15 protein-coding genes are annotated in these 18,528 nt (G+C 67.2%); 7 read left to right on the forward strand and 8 right to left on the reverse strand.

Annotated features, from left to right (window positions below; translation table 11 throughout):
• Window positions 1–12: 12 nt before the first annotated feature.
• The 3 genes from gyrB to dnaN form a co-directional block, all read right to left on the reverse strand.
• The gene (gyrB, locus tag ACM9LZ_RS18245) at window positions 13–2,565 is read right to left on the reverse strand and encodes a DNA topoisomerase (ATP-hydrolyzing) subunit B (protein ID WP_416620941.1); all 2,553 of its coding nucleotides are present in this window, start codon (window positions 2,563–2,565) and stop codon (window positions 13–15) included.
• A 57-nt stretch (window positions 2,566–2,622) separates the two neighbouring features.
• Window positions 2,623–3,783, reverse strand: coding sequence for a DNA replication/repair protein RecF (gene recF, locus ACM9LZ_RS18250; protein WP_416620942.1), 1,161 nt, complete (start codon window positions 3,781–3,783; stop codon window positions 2,623–2,625).
• 118 nt (window positions 3,784–3,901) lie between these two features.
• Window positions 3,902–5,020: a DNA polymerase III subunit beta gene (dnaN, locus tag ACM9LZ_RS18255; RefSeq protein WP_416620943.1), complete on the reverse strand. Its 1,119-nt coding sequence runs from the start codon at window positions 5,018–5,020 to the stop codon at window positions 3,902–3,904.
• A 271-nt stretch (window positions 5,021–5,291) separates the two neighbouring features.
• Between dnaN and ACM9LZ_RS18260 the strand changes: the two genes are divergently transcribed.
• On the forward strand, window positions 5,292–5,894 hold the full coding sequence (locus ACM9LZ_RS18260) for a TetR/AcrR family transcriptional regulator (protein WP_416620944.1): 603 nt from the start codon (window positions 5,292–5,294) through the stop codon (window positions 5,892–5,894).
• A 209-nt stretch (window positions 5,895–6,103) separates the two neighbouring features.
• Here the strand turns inward: ACM9LZ_RS18260 and ilvD are convergent, their stop codons facing one another.
• Complete coding sequence (ilvD, locus tag ACM9LZ_RS18265) at window positions 6,104–7,963, reverse strand: dihydroxy-acid dehydratase (protein WP_416620945.1); 1,860 nt, start codon at window positions 7,961–7,963, stop codon at window positions 6,104–6,106.
• A 151-nt stretch (window positions 7,964–8,114) separates the two neighbouring features.
• Window positions 8,115–9,338 carry an MFS transporter gene (locus tag ACM9LZ_RS18270; protein WP_416620946.1) on the reverse strand — a complete coding sequence of 408 codons (1,224 nt, stop codon included), beginning with the start codon at window positions 9,336–9,338 and terminating at the stop codon, window positions 8,115–8,117.
• 199 nt (window positions 9,339–9,537) lie between these two features.
• On the opposite strand from ACM9LZ_RS18270, the gene xth reads away from it, so the two are divergent.
• Window positions 9,538–10,332: an exodeoxyribonuclease III gene (gene xth, locus ACM9LZ_RS18275; RefSeq protein WP_416620947.1), complete on the forward strand. Its 795-nt coding sequence runs from the start codon at window positions 9,538–9,540 to the stop codon at window positions 10,330–10,332.
• Window positions 10,333–10,360: 28 nt separating this feature from the next.
• Here xth and ACM9LZ_RS18280 read toward each other — a convergent pair whose 3' ends face one another.
• On the reverse strand, window positions 10,361–11,140 hold the full coding sequence (locus ACM9LZ_RS18280) for an alpha/beta fold hydrolase (RefSeq protein WP_416620948.1): 780 nt from the start codon (window positions 11,138–11,140) through the stop codon (window positions 10,361–10,363).
• Window positions 11,141–11,182: 42 nt separating this feature from the next.
• On the opposite strand from ACM9LZ_RS18280, the gene ACM9LZ_RS18285 reads away from it, so the two are divergent.
• From ACM9LZ_RS18285 to holA, 5 genes are all read left to right on the forward strand, one after another.
• Window positions 11,183–12,394, forward strand: a complete 1,212-nt coding sequence (locus ACM9LZ_RS18285; protein WP_416620949.1) for a glycosyltransferase family 4 protein — start codon at window positions 11,183–11,185, stop codon at window positions 12,392–12,394.
• Between the two features lie 194 nt (window positions 12,395–12,588).
• Window positions 12,589–13,101, forward strand: a complete 513-nt coding sequence (locus ACM9LZ_RS18290; RefSeq protein WP_416620950.1) for a DUF3576 domain-containing protein — start codon at window positions 12,589–12,591, stop codon at window positions 13,099–13,101.
• Window positions 13,102–13,288: 187 nt separating this feature from the next.
• Entirely contained in the window at window positions 13,289–15,883 is a 2,595-nt protein-coding gene (leuS, locus tag ACM9LZ_RS18295) for a leucine--tRNA ligase (RefSeq protein ID WP_416620951.1), read from the forward strand.
• A 196-nt stretch (window positions 15,884–16,079) separates the two neighbouring features.
• Window positions 16,080–16,607: an LPS assembly lipoprotein LptE gene (gene lptE / locus ACM9LZ_RS18300; protein WP_416620952.1), complete on the forward strand. Its 528-nt coding sequence runs from the start codon at window positions 16,080–16,082 to the stop codon at window positions 16,605–16,607.
• An 18-nt stretch (window positions 16,608–16,625) separates the two neighbouring features.
• The gene (holA, locus tag ACM9LZ_RS18305; RefSeq protein ID WP_416620953.1) at window positions 16,626–17,651 is read left to right on the forward strand and encodes a DNA polymerase III subunit delta; all 1,026 of its coding nucleotides are present in this window, start codon (window positions 16,626–16,628) and stop codon (window positions 17,649–17,651) included.
• 39 nt (window positions 17,652–17,690) lie between these two features.
• Here the strand turns inward: holA and ACM9LZ_RS18310 are convergent, their stop codons facing one another.
• Both ACM9LZ_RS18310 and ACM9LZ_RS18315 read right to left on the reverse strand, forming a co-directional pair.
• Complete coding sequence (locus ACM9LZ_RS18310) at window positions 17,691–18,074, reverse strand: ACT domain-containing protein (RefSeq protein WP_416620954.1); 384 nt, start codon at window positions 18,072–18,074, stop codon at window positions 17,691–17,693.
• Entirely contained in the window at window positions 18,074–18,508 is a 435-nt protein-coding gene (locus ACM9LZ_RS18315) for a DUF6841 family protein (protein WP_416620955.1), read from the reverse strand. The genes ACM9LZ_RS18310 and ACM9LZ_RS18315 overlap by 1 nt, the downstream gene beginning before the upstream one ends.
• Window positions 18,509–18,528 lie beyond the last annotated feature (20 nt).

The following is an 18,528-nucleotide window of genomic DNA, read 5'->3' on the forward strand; positions in this document are numbered from 1 at the left end:
GCCCGCCGCTGGTCAGACGTCCAGGTTCGCCACCTTCAGCGCGTTTTCCTGGATGAAGGCACGGCGGGGTTCCACCACGTCGCCCATCAGGGTGCTGAACACATCCTCCGCATCATCGGCATGGTTGACCTTGACCTGCAGAAGCGAGCGGACGGCCGGGTCCAGCGTGGTTTCCCACAGCTGGTCGGGGTTCATCTCGCCCAGGCCCTTATAGCGCTGGATGGTCATGCCATGGCGCCCCTGGTCGATCACCCCCTCGAACAGAGAGGATGGCCCGGTGACAAGCCGCAGGTCCTTCACCCGGTGGCGCAGCGTTCCGGCGATGCCATAGGTGGTCGACAGATAATCCTGCATGGCGTCCAGCCGCCTTGCCTCCACGCTTTTCAGCAGGTCGGCATCCAGCACATGGCGATGGGTCACGCCGCGGCGCGTGCGCAGCAGCACGATGCCGTCGGCGTCCGCCGTGCCCTGCCAGCCGCCGATGGCGGCCGGCGTGGCATCGCTGGCCACACTGTCGCCCATGGCCAGGGCGCGGTCGCGGGCCAGGATGTTCAGCCGCTCGGCCACCCGGTCGGCCAGCAGCGCGGTACGCGCCGGGTCGTCCAGCAGGCGGAGCGACAGGGCGCCGACAATGGCCGCCTGTTCCACCACGTCACGGTTCCCGGCCTTGCGCGACAGGGCCTGGATCGCGGACCGGGCGGCGCGGGCCTGTTCGACCAGACCGCGCAGTTCGTCGCCGCCCCTGGCATTGCCGTCGGGGGCGACCAGGAAGACATCGTCCGTGCCCTGGTTGATCAGGTAATCCTCCAGCGCGCGGTCATCCTTCAGGTAACGTTCCTTGGCCGTGCCGCGCTTCACGCGGTAAAGCGGCGGCTGCGCGATGTACAGGTAACCCTTTTCGATGATGTCCGGCATCTGCCGGTAGAAGAAGGTCAGCAGCAGGGTGCGGATATGGGCGCCGTCCACGTCGGCGTCCGTCATGATGATGATCTTGTGGTAGCGCGCCTTTTCGATATTGAACTCGTCACGCCCGATGCCGGTGCCCAGTGCGGCAATCAGCGTGCCGATTTCGGCCGAGGACAGCATCTTGTCGAAGCGCGCCCGCTCCACGTTCAGGATCTTGCCACGCAGCGGCAGGATGGCCTGGTTCTGACGCGACCGGCCCTGCTTGGCCGACCCGCCGGCCGAATCCCCCTCCACGATGAACAGTTCGGACAGGGCCGGATCACGTTCCTGGCAATCGGCCAGCTTGCCGGGCAGGCTGGCCATGTCCAGGGCCCCCTTGCGGCGGGTCAGTTCGCGCGCCTTGCGGGCCGCCTCGCGCGCGGCGGCGGCTTCCACCACCTTGCCCACGATCTTGCGGGCATCGCCGGGATGCTCCTCGAACCAGGTGGACAGCGCATCGGCGCAGATCGCCTCCACCACCGGACGCACTTCGGACGAGACCAGCTTGTCCTTGGTCTGGCTGGAGAATTTGGGGTCCGGCACCTTGACGGAGATGATGCAGGTCAGGCCTTCGCGCATGTCGTCGCCCGACAGCGCCACCTTCTCCTTCTTCAGGATGCCGCTTTCTTCCGCATATTTGTTGACCGTGCGGGTCAATGCGGCGCGGAAGCCGGCCAGATGGGTGCCGCCGTCGCGCTGCGGGATGTTGTTGGTGAAACACAGCGTCGTCTCGTGATAGCTGTCGTTCCACTGAAGCGACACTTCCACACCGATGGGCACGCCCGCCTCCGACGCGCGTTCCCCCTTGGTATAGATGCCGGGCTTGTGCAGGGCCGTCTTGGACCGGTCCAGATAGGCGACGAACGCCTCCAGCCCGCCCTCGTAGAACAGTTCGACCGTCTTCGGCTCCACCCCGCGCGCGTCGGTGAAGACGATCAGCACGCCGGAATTGAGGAAGGCCAGCTCCCGCAGCCGGTGTTCCAGCGTCTGGAAATCAAACTCGGTCCTGGTGAAGGTGGCCTTGGACGGCAGGAAGGTAACCTCCGTCCCCGTCAGGACCTGACCGGCGCGCTTGCCGTCGGCAATCAGGGGTGCGGGGCCGACATCGGCCAGCGGGGCCGTGGCGTCGCCATGGGCGAAACGCATTTCCCAGACCCGGCCCTGGCGCCAGATGCGCAGGTCGAGGATTTCCGACAGCGCGTTCACCACCGACACGCCCACCCCATGCAGGCCGCCGGATACCTTGTAGCTGTTCTGGTCGAATTTCCCGCCGGCATGCAGCTGGGTCATGATGACCTCTGCCGCCGACACGCCCTCCCCCTCGTGGATACCCACGGGGATGCCGCGCCCATTGTCCCGCACGGTGACCGATCCGTCGGCGTTCAGGCAGACCTCAACCTTGTCCGCGTGGCCGGCCAGCGCCTCGTCGATGGCATTGTCCACGACCTCATACACCATGTGGTGCAGGCCCGACCCGTCATCGGTGTCGCCGATATACATGCCGGGGCGCTTGCGGACGGCGTCCAGCCCCTTCAGCACCTTGATGGAACTGGCCCCGTATTCCTCGGCAGCGGCGGAAACGGAGGGGGTGGCGGAGGGGGTGTGTTCGGTATTCGTCATGGTGCCGGAGTGTAGCAGAAAGTACCGTTGAACAGGGGTAAAAGCGTATTATCGCTGTCAGAATTCCGCATGGCACAGCCGCGATTGCGCGACCGTGACATGGGTGGCGGACGCCCCCAGCGGGCGGAAGATGGCGGCATCGGTGCCCGTCATCCAGGCCTGGCTGCCGGTGGCCAGAATCTCGTCGAACAGGGCCAGGCGGCGGCCTTCATCCAGATGGGCGGCCACCTCGTCCAGCAGCAGCAGCGGGGCCTTGCCCGTTTCCGCCCGCATCAGCCGGGCGTTGGCCAGCACGATGGCGATCAGCAGCGCCTTCTGCTCGCCCGTGCTGCCCAGCTCGGCGGGCATGTCCTTGGCGCGATGGGTGACGGAGAGGTCGGAACGGTGCGGGCCGATGGTGGCACCGCCGGCCACGGCATCCACCCGCCTTCCCTCGGCCAGGGCCCTGCGGAAAGCCTCTTCGGCTTCCAGCGCCGGCCGGCCGGCCAGCAGGGCGTCGATGGCCCCCGTCATGGCGATGCCGGGGGCCGGAAAGGGCCCCACCCCCTGCGCCGCCGCCACTTCCAGACGCCTTGCCATATCGGCACGCGCGGCGGCGACCGCGACGCCCATTTCCGCCATCTGGCCTTCCAGCGTGCCGAGCCAGGCGGGATCGACGGGCCCGTCGCGCAGGATGCGGGAGCGTTCCCGCATCGCATTCTCGTACTTGGTCAGCCGTCCGGCATGACCGGGATCGAAACCGAAGACCAGCCGGTCCAGGAAGCGCCGGCGCCCCGCCGAGCCTTCCAGGAACAGGCGGTCCATCTGCGGGGTCAGCCAGACGACGCAGATATGGTCGGCAAGCGCGATCTGGCCCCTGGCGGGCCGGCCATCGATCTGGACCAGCCGCCGCTCGCTCTCCCCCGCGCCGGGGTCGCGGCCCGTGCCGATCTCCACCGGGCCGGCGGCCGTCGCCACACTGGCCGCGATGGCCCAGCCGGGACCGCCGGTCCAGTCGGCGGCCGCGCTGTCGCCCACACGCTCGACCTCCGACAGTTTGGCCCGGCGCATGCCGCGGCCGGGCGCCAGGAAACTGACGGCTTCCAGGATATTGGTCTTGCCGGCGCCATTCTCCCCCGTCAGCACGACAGGCCGCGCATCGCATTCCAGACGCGCGCTGGCATAGGACCGGAAACGGGTCACCGTCAGGCGGGTGACGGCCAGGCTGGGAAGGCTCATGACCTTGTCATTCGGGAGGCCGCCGGAAGGGGGTGGGGTTCAGCCGGCAGAACATGCATCCGCCGGCCGCCAGCGGGCCACCCCGGCTCCGGCTGCAAAGCCCCCGCAAAGCCCCTTGTCACACGCGCATCGGCATCAGCACGTAGAGCGCGGAGGCGTCATCGGCATCGCTGACGATGGTGGGCGAGGCGCCGTCGGCCATCTGGAACCGGGCCTTGTCGCTTTCGATCTGGCCCGTGATGTCCAGCAGGTAACGGCTGTTGAACCCGATCTCCATCGGGGCCGCGTCATAGGCGACCTCCAGTTCCTCCGTGGCGGAACCGGCATCGGCGGAACTGGCCGACAGGGTCAGCGTCTGGGCGCCCAGCGCCAGCTTCACGGCCCGCGACTTCTCCGTGGAGATGGTGGCGACGCGGTCGACGGCGGCGGCAAATTCCTTGGCCTTGACCTCCAGCACCTTGTCGTTGCCGGCCGGGATGACCCGCTCATAATCGGGGAAAGTGCCGTCGATGAGCTTGCTGGTCAGCACGATGCTGTCGAAGGCGAAGCGCACCTTGGTTTCGGAAAGCTGCACCAGGATATTGCCCGCCACCTCGTCCAGAAGCTTGCGCACTTCCAGCACGGTCTTGCGCGGCACGATCACGCCGGGGATGGCGGCCGCCCCCTCCGGCAGGGGAACCTCCACCCGGGCCAGGCGGTGACCATCGGTGGCCACGGCGCGCAGGGCGGTACCTTCCCCGCCCTTGGGCTTGGGCGCATGCACATAGATGCCGTTCAGGTAATACCGGGTCTCCTCGGTGCTGATGGCGAACTTCGTCCGGTCGATCAGCGCCTTCAGGGCCGATACCGGCAGTTCGAATCGGTGCGCCAGATCACCCTGCGTCATCTGCGGGAAATCATCCACGGGCAGCGTGCCAAGCTGGAACTTCGACCGGCCGGACCGCAGCGTCAGCACGTCCCCCGTGGCATCCAGCTCCACCTGGCTGCCGTCCGGCAGCTTGCGGGCGATGTCATAGAGCGTGTGGGCGGGGGCCGTGGCCGATCCGGGCCGGGCAATCTCCGCCGGCACGCTCTCCACGATCTCCAGATCCATGTCGGTGGCGATCAGCGACAATTCGCTGTTTTCCGCCCGCAACAGCACGTTGGACAGGACCGGGATGGTGTTACGCCGTTCGACAACGCTCTGCACATGCCCGAGGGAGCGAAGCAGGGCGGCACGTTCGATGGTGATCTTCATCCTGGGTCCGGTTGGTTGTCGTCCCCGGAAATATCCCACGCAAGGGCGATGTCCGGAAACGTTGCTGTTGGCGACAATCTCCCCCGCCGGCTGGCCGGAGGGGGCGCCACCATAGCAGCAAGGCCCCGCCCGGAACAGGGGTTTACTGCGGGGTGGACACCATGTCTGACGGACAGGTTCCGGCCTTCCATCCTGGTTCCCCGGACGGCATTGTTGTCCGACACCCGTTGTATAACGAATGTCTGATATAACCAGCGTTACAGGAACTGCGATGCCGGCTGTGGTGGATCACGAAGCCTGCCGACGCGCCGTGGCAGAAGCGACGGCCGAGCTAATCACGTGCCGGGGGATCGACGCGGTGACGGTGCGCGACGTGGCACGGGCCGCCGGCTACAGCACGGCCATCATCAGCCATTTATTCACATCCAGGGCCGACCTGCTGTCCCACACCTACCGGTCCACGCTGATGCGGGCACGACAGCGGATGGAAGCGGCCCTGACGGCGCCGGAAGGGGGCGGGCTGCGCGGTTATCTCGCGGCCCTGCTGCCATTGACGGCAGACCAGCGGGGCAACTGGCGGGTCTGGGTCACCTTCTGGTCCATGGCCATCGCCAACCCGGCCTTTGCCGCCGAACAGAAGCGGGTCACCCGTCAGATCACCGACCGGCTCGCCGCGCTGCTGGCCGATCACGGGCTGGACGAGGCGCAGGCGCGGGCCGGGGCGCGCCGCCTGCTGATCCTGGTCCATGGGGTGGCCACCCAGGCATTCTTCGACCGCGACCATTGGCCGGCGGAAGAACAATGGCGGCTTCTGGACCGGGAACTGACCGCCATCGGCCTGCCGCCCGTGACGGGCGGACAGGGCGCTCCCTGACATCCGGCAGACGTCCGGGGGCACCCGGCCGAAGCCCTAACCCGGCCGAAGCGTTATACCAACTTGCGATGAGTAGAACTCATCGCAAGTTGGTCCGGCGGCGACTGCCGCCGCGCCGCTCGTGCGGCGCAGCCAAGCCAACGAATGTTGGCGCCGGCAATTGAGGGCGGTGACCAGAACCAATAGGTTCTGGTCACCGCAAAATAGTATTACTTGCGGCGGTTGAGCTGGCTGACATCGCGCACCGCGCCGCGGGCCGCCGAGGTGGTCAGGGCGGCATAGGCCTTCAGCGCCTGACTGACATGGCGTTCCCGGGGGGCCGCCGGCTGCCAGGCGTCCAGGCCCCTGGCCTCCATCGCGTCGCGGCGGCGGGCCAGTTCGGTATCCGGCACGGCCAGATGGATGCGGCGGTTGGGGATGTCGATCTCGATCCGGTCGCCTTCCTCCACCAGGCCGATGGTGCCGCCCTCCGCGGCTTCGGGGCTGGCATGCCCGATGGACAGGCCCGACGTGCCGCCGGAGAAGCGGCCATCGGTGATCAGCGCGCAGACCTTGCCCAGCCCCTTGGACTTCAGATAGCTGGTCGGATACAGCATCTCCTGCATGCCGGGCCCGCCCTTGGGCCCTTCATAGCGGATCAGCACGACATCGCCCGCATTGATGCGGTTGCCCAGGATGGCGCTGACGGCCGCATCCTGGCTTTCGAACACGCGGGCGGGGCCGGCGAAGACCAGGGCGGAGGCGTCGACGCCCGCCGTCTTCACGATGCAGCCATCCACCGCCAGATTACCGAACAGCACGGCCAGGCCGCCATCCTTGCTGAAGGCGTTGCCGACCGACCGGATCACGCCCCCGGCCCGGTCCAGGTCCAGGTCGTGATAGCGGCTGGACTGGCTGAAGGCGATGGTGGTGCGCACGCCGCCGGGTGCCGCCTTGAAGAATTGATGCACCTCGGGATTGTCGGTGACGGCCACGTCCCAGCGGGCCAGTGCGTCGGCCAGGCTGTCGGCATCGACGCGGCGCACATCGGTGTGCAGCAGGCCGCCGCGGGCCAGCTCGCCCAGGATGGACATGATGCCGCCGGCCCGATGCACATCCTCGATATGCACATCGGCCACGGCGGGAGCCACCTTGCAGATGTTGGGCACGCGGCGCGACAGGCGGTCGATGTCGGCCATGGTGAAATCCACCTCGCCCTCGTTCGCGGCGGCCAGCAGATGCAGCACCGTGTTGGTCGACCCGCCCATGGCGATGTCCAGCGCGATGGCGTTCTCAAATGCCTTGAAGCTGGCGATGGACCGGGGCAGCACGCCCTCGTCGTCCCCCTCATAATAACGCTTGGCCAGGCCGACGATGCGGCGGCCCGCTTCCTCGAACAGGGCGCGGCGGGCCGAATGGGTGGCCACCACGGTGCCGTTGCCCGGCAGCGCCAGGCCCAGAGCCTCCGTCAGGCAGTTCATGGAATTGGCCGTGAACATGCCCGAGCAGGAACCGCAGGTGGGGCAGGCCGACCGCTCGATGACCTGCACCTCCTCATCGGTATATTTGTCATCGGCTGCGGCGACCATGGCGTCGATCAGGTCGATGGCGATGTCCTTGCCCTTGACATTGGCCTTCCCGGCCTCCATCGGGCCGCCCGACACGAAGATGGTGGGGATGTTCAGGCGCAGCGCGGCCATCAGCATGCCGGGCGTGATCTTGTCGCAGTTGGAGATGCAGACCAGCGCATCGGCGCAATGGGCGTTGACCATGTATTCCACGGCATCCGCAATCACCTCGCGCGAGGGCAGGGAATAGAGCATGCCGTCATGGCCCATGGCGATGCCGTCATCCACCGCGATGGTGTTGAATTCCTTGGCCACGCCGCCGGCCGCCTCCACCTGGCCGGCCACAAGCTGTCCCAGATCCTTCAGATGCACATGGCCGGGTACGAACTGGGTGAAGGAATTGGCAATGGCCACGATGGGCTTGCCGAAATCCTCGTCCTTCATGCCGGTAGCGCGCCAAAGGCCACGGGCGCCGGCCATGTTGCGGCCATGAGTGCTCTTGCGGGAACGAAGCTGCGGCACGGGGGTCTTCCTTCAACCGGTTCACGATAAAAGACGGTGCGCGATAAAAGATTACAAAAACGGGCACCAACGGGACAGAATGATAAAGGTGCGGCCGCCCCGGCGCATCCACCATTCCTGCAACCCGTATATGCCGCCATCCGGTGGCGGCTCAGGCCGAAGCCGCCGCGCGCGACGCGGCCAGGGCCCGCCGGCGCACGACCCGTTCGGTGAATTCCTGCAGGGCGATCAGGATCACCATGCCGGCCACCAGCCACAGGGGCAGGACGATCAGGCCCAGATGCTGGGCCAGCCAGCCCAGCAGGCCCGGCAGCACGGTCGCACCCGTGCCGGCCGCCGTCATCTGGAACCCCACGGCATGCGGGGCGATGGCATCGCCCACGCGGATAGGCGTCAGCGACACCAGCATGGGAAAGGTGGGGGCCAGTCCGAAGCCAAGGCCCAGCGCCGCCGCCATGCCCACAGCCGGCGTGGGGAACCAGGCGAACAGCAGCGCGCAGAAAAGGGCAATGCCCAGCCCGATGCGCAGCGCCGTCAGGGGCCGCACACGAGCCGTCACCTGGCCGAACACCAGCCGTCCGAAGGTCAGCGATCCCCAGTAAAGGCCGGCGATGGTGCCGGCCATCCCCACCTCGATCCCGTGCTGGCGGGTGAGCAGCGTGAACAGCCACTGGCCGGCCGCCATCTCCACCCCGCAATAGACCATGAACAGGGCGGCGTTCAGCCAGATCACCGGATGGCGCAGGGCCGCCGTGAAGGGCGCCACGGGCGTGGTGCCGTCACCGCCGCCGGCCCCCCCGCGTCCTTCCCCCCAACGCCGCATGGTCGCCAGGAACATCACCGACATGGCAGCCATGATCAGCGCGATCACGCCATAACCCCAGCGCCAGCCGGCCCCCGTGGTGATGGCCGCCGTCACCAGCAGCGGCCCCGCCGTGGCCCCCAGCCCCCAGGACCCGTGCAACCAGTTCATGACGCGGGGGGAAAAGCGCCGCGCCCCGTACAGGTTGATGCCCGTATCGATGGCCCCGCTGGCCAGCCCGCCCAGCACGGCCGCCGGTATCAGCACATGGAAGGAGGGCGACAGGGCATAGGTGAGAAGGGAAAGCGTCATGGCCAGGCTGGACAGAACCAGCACCAGCCCCAGGCCGGTACGCCGCACGATGCTGCCCCCGGCCAGCCCGCTGAACAGATAGCCGCCCGTGGCGCAGACCAGCAGGATGCCGAGATTGCCCAGCGGCCGGTCGAAGCTTTCCCGGATGAAGGGCCAGGTGACGCCCGGCAGCCCGTCGGGCAGGCCCAGGCTGACAAAGGCCAGGAACGCCATCCCGATCAGGGTGGCGGATATGGCGGGGCGGGGGCGGGCAGGGGTCATGATCCGGGGTGCTGGACGATGGCGGGCATGACATCACGGCCCGGCGCGGCCGTGGCCGCGTGCGCCAAGCGATATCACGCCTGCGACAGGGGCGGCAATCCCGTCCGGTTCCGGCCAATCGCCGGTCTGGACAGGGGCGGCCCGCCCGCCTAAAGCTCTTTGCGGATAAGATCACCGCCCTGGACAAAGGTTGCCGCCCGTGCGTATCGCCACCTGGAACATCAATTCCGTCCGTCTTCGCATCGATCTGGTGATGAAGCTGCTGGACGAATATGCCCCCGACATCCTGTGCCTGCAGGAAACCAAGGTGGTGGACGATGCCTTTCCACGCGGCGCCTTTGCCGACCGCGGCTATATCCACCAGCATATCAACGGCATGAAAAGCTATAACGGCGTCGCGATCCTGTCGCGCCTGCCCTTCCGGGGGCAGGAGATCCGGCATAGCTGCGGCAAAGAGGATTGCCGCCACGTCATGGCCACGCTGGAAAGCGGGCTGGAGGTGCATAATTTCTATGTGCCGGCCGGTGGCGACATTCCCGATCCGGCGCTGAACGACAAGTTCGCGCACAAGCTCCAGTACCTGGACGAGATGCGCGATTGGTTCGCCGCCACGCGCAGCAGGGACCGCCCCATGGTGCTGGTGGGCGATCTGAACATCGCCCCGCTGGAACATGATGTCTGGTCGCACAAGCAGCTTCTGGACGTGGTGTCCCACACGCCGATCGAGGTGGAGAAGCTGGGCAGCGTCCAGGCCGGCCTGGACTGGGTCGATGCCGTGCGCCATTTCGTGCCGGCCGACCAGAAGCTTTATAGCTGGTGGTCCTACCGCGCCGCGGACTGGAACGCTTCCAACAAGGGGCGGCGGCTGGATCATATCTGGGTCACCCCGCCGCTGGCCGGCAAGCTGAAGGGCCAGATGGCCCTGCGTGAGGCGCGCGGCTGGGAACCCAAGCCCAGCGACCATGTTCCCGTCATGGTCGATCTGGATCTTTGACGGGGGCAGGCGGCATGCGCGCCGGCGGTCAGATCCCGCAAGGATCGGCCGCCACGTCGCGGACCAGCCCTTCCACCAGGCGCAGCATCAGGGCGATGTCGCCGTCGCGCGACAGGCGGTGATCGCCATCCTTGACCAGCGTCACCTGCACATCGGGGCTCTCCAGCACCGCGGCCAGGTCCAGGCTGGTCTGCCAGGGGACATCCGGGTCGCGCTGCCCGTGCAGCAGGCGCACAGGGCAGCCCACGCCGACGGGCCCCGGCAGCAGCAGATGGGCCCGCGCCTCCTCCAGCAGGTGGCGGGTGATGGGATATCCCGCCGGATCGTAGGCCGACGGGGCGATGAACCTGCCGTCGCGCTCCAGGGCCGTCCGCTCGCCATCGCCCAGGCGCGGGCGGATCATCCGTTCGGTGAAATCCGGGGCCGGGGCGATGCCCATCAGGCCGGCCACCCTATCCGGCCGCGCCAGCGCCAGCAGCAGGGCGATCCAGCCCCCCATGGAGGAGCCGACCAGTATCTGCGGCCCGTCCGTCAGCCGGTCCAGCACGGCCAGCGCATCGTCGCGCCAGCGGCCGATGCTGCCGTCGGCCCAGTCGCCGCCGCTGGCGCCATGGGCGTGATAATCGAAGCGCACGAAGGCCCGGCCCTGGTCGCGCGCCCAGCGTTCCAGGGCCACCGCCTTGATGCCGCCCATGTCGGACCGGAAACCCGTCAGGAAGACCAGCCCCGGCCCGCACCCAGGGCTGCGGCGATAGGCTATGGTGGTATCGGCCCGATCCAGGCTATGTATCGGCGGTTCCAGGCCCATGGCCCCTTTCCCTTTTTATTTTCCCCTGTTGCGACTGTACCCATGCCACCCCATGAAGACGCCGGCACCCTACACGGCGAACAGCATCCGGTAAATCCCGGCCACGATGTCGCCACCCTGTTCGGCGGCGGGAAGCCCGTGATCCTGCAGGTGATCCCGACCCTGGTGACCGGCGGGGCGGAACGCGGCTGCATCGACATGGCGGCGGCCATCCAGCGCGCCGGGGGAACGGCCATCGTCGTGTCGGCCGGCGGCCCCATGGCGCGCGAGCTGGACCGTCACGGCGCCCGCCACATCCAGATGCCGGTGCAGTCGAAGAACCCCTTCACCATGTGGCGCAATGCCGGGCGGCTGCGCGCACTGATCGCCGAACATGGCGTGGATCTGATCCATGCGCGCTCCCGCGCCCCGGCCTGGAGCGCCTGGTGGGCGGCCCGCGGGGCCCGCATCCCCTTCGTCACCACCTTCCACGCCCCCTACAATTACAAGGGCCGGCTGAAGAAATGGTATAACAGCGTCATGGCCAAGGGGGACCGGATCATCGCCGTGTCCGGCTTTGTCCAGCAACACGTGACCGAAAGCTATGGCGTGGAGGCCGACCGGCTGCGCCTGATCCATCGCGGCGTCGATGTGGACATCATGTCGCCCGACAAGGTGACGCAGGCCCGCATGGCGCAACTGATACAGCAATGGCGCCTGCCGGAACATCAGCGGATCGTGCTGCTGCCGGGCCGGCTGACGCGCTGGAAGGGCCAGGGGGTGCTGATCGACGCCATCGCCCGGCTGGGCCGCCCCGATGTGCGCGCCGTGCTGGTCGGCGACGACCAGGGCCGCAACAATTACCGCCAGGAACTGGAAGACCATATCCGCATGCTGAACCTGGGCGGGCAGGTCACCATCGCCGGCCACTGCAATGACATGGCGGCGGCCTATATGCTGTCCGACATCGTGGTCAACGCCTCCATCGAGCCGGAAGCCTTCGGCCGCGTCATCGCCGAGGCGCAGGCCATGGGCCGGCCCGTCATCGTGTCCGACCTGGGTGCGGTGAAGGAGACGGTGATCAACGGGGAGACGGGGCTGGTCGTGCCCCCCAATGATCCCGAGGCCCTGGCCGGTGCCATCCGTGCCGCCCTGGACCTGGACCCTTTGCAGCGCCAGGCGGTGGGAATGGATGGCATGCGCCATGTGCGCGCCAATTTCACCAAGGCCGGCATGTGCGCCGCCACGCTGGCGGTCTATGCCGAACTGCTGTAGGCCGGCGGCCCATGGTGGCGCGAAGCGGCCCGTCTGCCGGGCTTTTACGGTTTCCGGCGCCAGAATCCCGCCTTGATTGCCGTGTAAGCAGCGTCAACCTTCCTGGATGCGACCGCCCGGCCTTGCCTAGTGCCGGCTTTTTTGCTCTAAGGATGGCTCGATTCCTCCGCTGGCGTTATCCAGGTGGTCATCCCATGTCCTTGCGTGCCCTGTCCGTGATTGGTCGTTCCGCCCTGTTGGGCAGCCTGGTGCTGGGGCTTGCCGGCTGTTCCTGGCTGGGCCTGGGGTCCGGGGAGCCCGAGGCGCCCGACACCCAGATCCTGCGCCAGAACAGCGAGGGCCAGGCCGGCATGAATGCCGCGGCACGGCCCGCCGGCACCGTGACCGTGAACGCCTTCCTGTGGCGCGCGGCACTGGACACGCTGACCTTCATGCCCATCGTGCAGGCCGACCCCTATGGCGGTGTGATCCTGACCGACTGGTACAGCCCGCCGGCCACCCCCAGCGAGCGGTTCAAGGTCAATCTCTATATCCTGGACGCAGCCCTTCGCGCCGATGGCGTGCGCGCCACCGTGTTCCGCCAGGAACTGCGCAACGGCCTGTGGACGGATGTGGCCGTCGCGGCCGAAACCGGCACGCAACTGGAAGACAGCATCCTGACCCGCGCCCGTCAGCTACGCCAGCAGTCGGCCGCGCCGACGAATTAAGGTTTACCCTCAGGCGCCGGGCGGGCGCATCCCCGTGCCCCCGGCCCATGGCACCGCAACGGTATGGCACCGGGACGGTGCCGGGCCCGCGGTCACCGGCCCTGAGGCTTTTGCATCAGCGCCGGGCATCGGCCCCTGTCACGGGTGACGCCCGGCGAAGCGACACCCGTTCGACAGGCCTATCCCCATGTCCCGCTACAATGTCCGCGAAACCGAAGCCAAGTGGCAATCCGTCTGGGACGAGCGCCGCAGCTTCGCCGTCACCGCCGATCCGTCCAAGCCCAAGACCTACGTGCTGGAGATGTTCCCCTATCCGTCGGGGCGCATCCATATGGGCCATGTGCGCAATTACACGATCGGCGATGTGATCGCCCGCTACAAGCGGGCCAAGGGCTTCAACGTCCTGCACCCGATGGGCTGGGATGCGTTCGGCCTGCCGGCGGAAAACGCCGCACTGGAGCGCAATACCCACCCCGGCACCTGGACCTATGAGAACATCAAGGCCATGCGCGCCCAGTTGAAGACGATGGGCCTGGCCATCGACTGGGAACGCGAGATCGCCACCTGCCGGCCGGAATATTACCGGTTCGAACAGAAGATGTTCCTGGATTTCCTGAAGGCAGGTCTGGCCTATCGCAAGGAAAGCTGGGTCAACTGGGACCCCGTGGACAATACCGTCCTGGCCAATGAACAGGTGATCGACGGGCGCGGCTGGCGCACGGGCGCGCTGGTGGAAAAGCGCAAGCTTTCCCAGTGGTTCCTGAAGATCACCCATTTCGCCGACGAGCTGCTGTCGGCCATCACGACCCTGGATCGCTGGCCCGAAAAAGTCCGCATCATGCAGGAGAACTGGATCGGCAAGTCCACGGGCTGCCGCTTCTTCTTCCAGATGTCGGACGGGCATGAGGATCTTGAGGTCTTCACCACCCGGCCCGACACGCTGTTCGGGGCCAGCTTTGTCGCCATCAGCCCCAACCATCCGCTGGCCGCCAGGCTGGCGGAAAGCGATGCCGGCCTGGCCGCGTTCATCGCCGAATGCAACCGCATGGGCACCAGCGAAGCCACGCTGGAACAGGCGGAAAAGAAGGGCTGGCGCACGCCGGTGACGGCGGAGCATCCCTTCGTGAAGGGCTGGAACCTGCCCGTCTATGTCGCCAATTTCGTGCTGATGGAATATGGCACGGGCGCCATCTTCGGCTGCCCCGCCCATGACCAGCGCGACCTGGATTTCGCCCGCAAGTATGACCTGCCCGTGAAGCCCGTCGTCGTGCCCGAGGGGGAGGACGCGGCCAGTTTCGCGGTAGGGACCGAGGCCTATACCGGCCCGGGCAGCCTCCGCAATTCCGATTTCCTGGACGGCCTGTCCGTGGAAGAGGGCAAGAAGGCGGCCGTCGCGAAGATCGAAACGCTGGGCAGGGGGCAGGGGACGACCATGTTCCGCCTGCGCGACTGGGGCGTGTCGCGCCAGCGCTATTGGGGCTGCCCCATTCCCATCATCCATTGCCCGGATTGCGGCGTGGTGCCGGTGCCGGAAGATCAGCTTCCCGTCACGCTGCCGGCCGATGTCACCTTTGATGCCGCCGGCAACCCGCTGGCCCGCCATGCCACCTGGAAGCATGTGAAATGCCCCTGCTGCGGCAAGGATGCGGAGCGGGAGACGGACACGTTCGACACGTTCATCGAGTCGAGCTGGTATTTCCTGCGCTTCGCCGATCCGCGCAACGAGGAGGTCGCCTTCGACAAGGAACTGGTGAAATACTGGCTGCCCGTCGATAATTATATCGGTGGCATCGAGCATGCCGTGCTTCACCTGCTCTATTCCCGCTTCTGGACGCGCGCCCTGTCGCATTGCGGCTATCTCGACCTGCCGGAGCCGTTCGGCGGCCTGTTCACCCAGGGCATGGTCACCCACGCCACCTTCCAGGACACCGACGGCAAGTGGGTGTTCCCGGTCGATGTCGACATCCAGGGGGGCAAGGCCACCCGGATCGCCGACGGATCGCCCATCACGGTCGGCCCCGTGATCAAGATGTCCAAGTCGAAGAAGAATGTCGTGGACCCGGAAGGCATCATCGGCAGCTATGGCGCCGATGCCGCCCGCCTGTTCATGATGTCCGACAGCCCCCCCGACCGCGATCTGGAATGGACGGAGGCCGGCATCGACGGCGCCTGGCGCTATATCAACCGCCTGTGGCGCCTTGTGACGGAGCCGGGCTTCACCCTGCCGGCCGCCGGAACCGCCGCGCCGGAGAGCTTCGGCGCCGACGCCACGGCCATCCGCCGCGCCGCGCACAAGGCCGCGGCCGCCGTGGGCGAGGATGTGGAGGCCTATCGCTTCAACAGTGCGGTGGCCAAGCTGCGCACCTTCACCAACGCCCTGGGGGATGCCTTCTCCAAGCTGACGGTGAAGGCGGCCAAGGACGGGGTTCCCGCCGACGAGGCCTGGGCCGGTCGCGAGGCGCTGGAATACATGGCCCAGATCGTCCAGCCCATCATGCCGCATCTGGCACAGGAAATGTGGGCGGCGTTGGGCCATGCCGACCTGCTGGTCGAAAGGGCCTGGCCGGCCGCCGACCCTTCGCTGGTCATCGATGACAGCGTGACCGTGGCCGTTCAGGTCAATGGCAAGCTGCGCGCCACCCTGACACTGGCCCGCGACATCGCACAGGAGGAGGCGAAGGCCGCCGCTCTGGCCGACGCCAATGTGCAGCGCGCCATGGATGGCAAGGAGCCGCGCAAGGTCATCGTGGTGCCCAACCGTATCGTCAATATCGTCGTGTAGGGAAGCGAGGACCCGGAAGCTTGAGTCTTGCCTCAATCTTCCGGGTCCGTTTTCACCGCACTATGGCGGTTCCGGGGCTAAAGACCCGGAAAATAATTGGACCAAGACTCAAACCTACCGGGCCTATCGTCTGGATTTCCGTTTCGGCGGAAAGGCGATAGAACAGGATGCACCCACTCGAACGCCAGGCGCGCCCATGTCCCACCGTCTCTCCTCCATCGCTGCCGCCCTGCTGCTCGCCCTGTCGCCGGTGGTGCTGGGGGCTTGCGGGTTCAAGCCGGTCTATGGGACAGCCGGCCAGCAGGGCCCCGTCGGCGCCGCGCTGGCCAATGTGCAGATCGACCCCATCGTCGATCGCAATGGCCAGATCCTGCGCAACAACCTGATCGACCGGTTCTATACCGATGGCCGGCCTTCCGATCCGCGCTACCGGCTGGCCGTCTCCCTGTCGGCCATGGAAGAGGAACTGGGCATCCAGAAGGATGCCACGGCCACCCGCGCCCGCCTGCGCCTGCAGGCCAGCTACGAACTGATCGACACCCATAACGGCCAGGTGGTCTACCGCACCTTCTCCCGGTCGGTGATCAGCTTCAACCTGCTGGACAGTCAGTTCGCGGTGCTGGCCTCGCGCCAGGATGCCTATGATCGCGGCCTGACGGAACTGGCCGACGATATCCGCACGCGCCTGTCGCTGTATTTCGCGCGCGAACAGCAGCAACCGTAAGGGGAGGGCACCCGGGCGATGAAGGTCCAGCCGCGCAACGCCGAAGCCTTTGCCAAGCGCCCGCCGCCCGCCACCCGGCTGGTTCTGCTTTATGGCCCCGACCTGGGCCTGGTACGGGAACGGGGAAAGGCGGCGGCGCAGTCGGCCTGCGAGGATTTGTCCGACCCGTTCCGCGTGACGGAGATGAAGGCCGATCAGGTCACGGGCGACCCGGCCCGGTTGGGGGACGAGGTATCGGCCATCGCCCTGACGGGCGGGCGGCGTGTGGTGCGCATCCGGGACGCCGACGACAAGCTGGCCCCCACCATCACCGCCTTGCTGAAGAATTTTCCCGCCGGCGACACGTTGCTGGTGGTGGAGGCGGGGGAACTGGACGCCCGGTCGAAGCTGCGCAAGGCCGTGGAAGATGCCGGCGATCATGCCGCCGCCATCGCCTGCTATGTTGAAGGGGAACAGGAACTGGCTGGCACCATCGGACGCATGCTGTCTGATCATGGCCTGCAGATCGACCCCGATGCCCGCGACTGGCTGGCCGGCAACCTTGTGGGCGACCGGGCCATGGCGCGTGGGGAAATCGACAAGCTGGCGCTGTACATGCTGGGTCAGCGACAGGTGACCATGGCCGATGTCCGCGCCATCATCGGTGACAGCGCCGCGCTGGACCTGGACGAACCGGCCCAGGCCGCCGCCGGCGGTGACATGGCGGAGGTCGACCGCGCCCTGCAGCGGCTTTTTGCCGATGGCACGGCCACCGTGGCTCTGCTCCGCGCCGGCCAGCGCTATTTCCAGCGCCTGCACATGGCCGTGGCCCATGTGGCCAAGGGCCAGACCCCGCAGGCCGCCGTGAAGGCGCTGCGCCCACCCGTCTTCTTCAAGCTGGAACCCGTCCTGACGGCGCAGATACGCCTCTGGACCCTGCCCAAGCTGCATCAGGCCCTGGATCGGCTGGTGGAGGCGGAGGCGGAGTGCAAACGCACCCATATGCCCGACGAAACCATCTGCGCCCGCGCCTTCTTCCAACTGGCGCAACTGGCACGGCGCTGAAAGCCGGCCATTCCAGCCGGGCCAAAACCTGCCTTTGCCTCATGCCACCATATGGTGACCGGCCGCCGTCAGCGCGGTGATGGCCCTGTCCAGGGCATCCTGCTGCACCAGGATATAATCGGTGTCATAGGTCGCGATGGCGAACAGGCTGATCCCGGCATCGGCCAGGGGCACCGCCAGGGCGGCCAGAATACCCGTCAGGCCGAAATCAAGCGGGCCCCGGACCTTCAGCGCCCGCCAGCCACCCACCATCGCCACGTCGGCCGGTACGCGGCCCTGGTCCACAACGATGGACACTTCATCGGCCGTGCGCGTGATGCTGGCAAAGCCGGGCCCTGCGACCCAGGCGGGCAGGGGCGCCTCAGCAGCCAGCCTGCAGACGCCCAGCCTGTCCGGCAGCAGCACCAGGGGCAGGGATGGCATCAATCCGCACCATTGCCACCGGCCGGCAGCTTCACCGGCTCCTCATATGAAATCACGACGGCAACGCGCCAGCCCTCCGCACCCGCGCGGCGCAGGACATAGGAGGTGGAAAAGCGCATGATCTCTTCACGATCCTTGGAGCGAAGCAGCCACAGGACCTCGGCCCGCGCCAGATTTTCGCCACAGGGCCAGGCCCAGACGGCGGCCGGAACAGGCCAGGCGAGGCCGATGCCATGATAGGTGTCGAACATGCCGTCGACATAGGCGCGCACCGCCGCATCATCGGCATGGATGGCGGAGCCGGCAGCGGCCAGAACGGTCAGCGGCCGATCGAACAGGGTGACAAGGCGGTCCGCATCATAGGCCGCGAAGGCCGTGCTGTAGCCATTGAAAAAGGAAGCGGCCTCTGCCCCGATCTGGCTGCTTTCGGTCATCTCGTCCCCGGATTGCTTGT

The sequence above is a fragment of the Niveispirillum fermenti genome (assembly GCF_048066175.1).
Classification (GTDB): Bacteria; Pseudomonadota; Alphaproteobacteria; order Azospirillales; family Azospirillaceae; genus Niveispirillum; species Niveispirillum fermenti.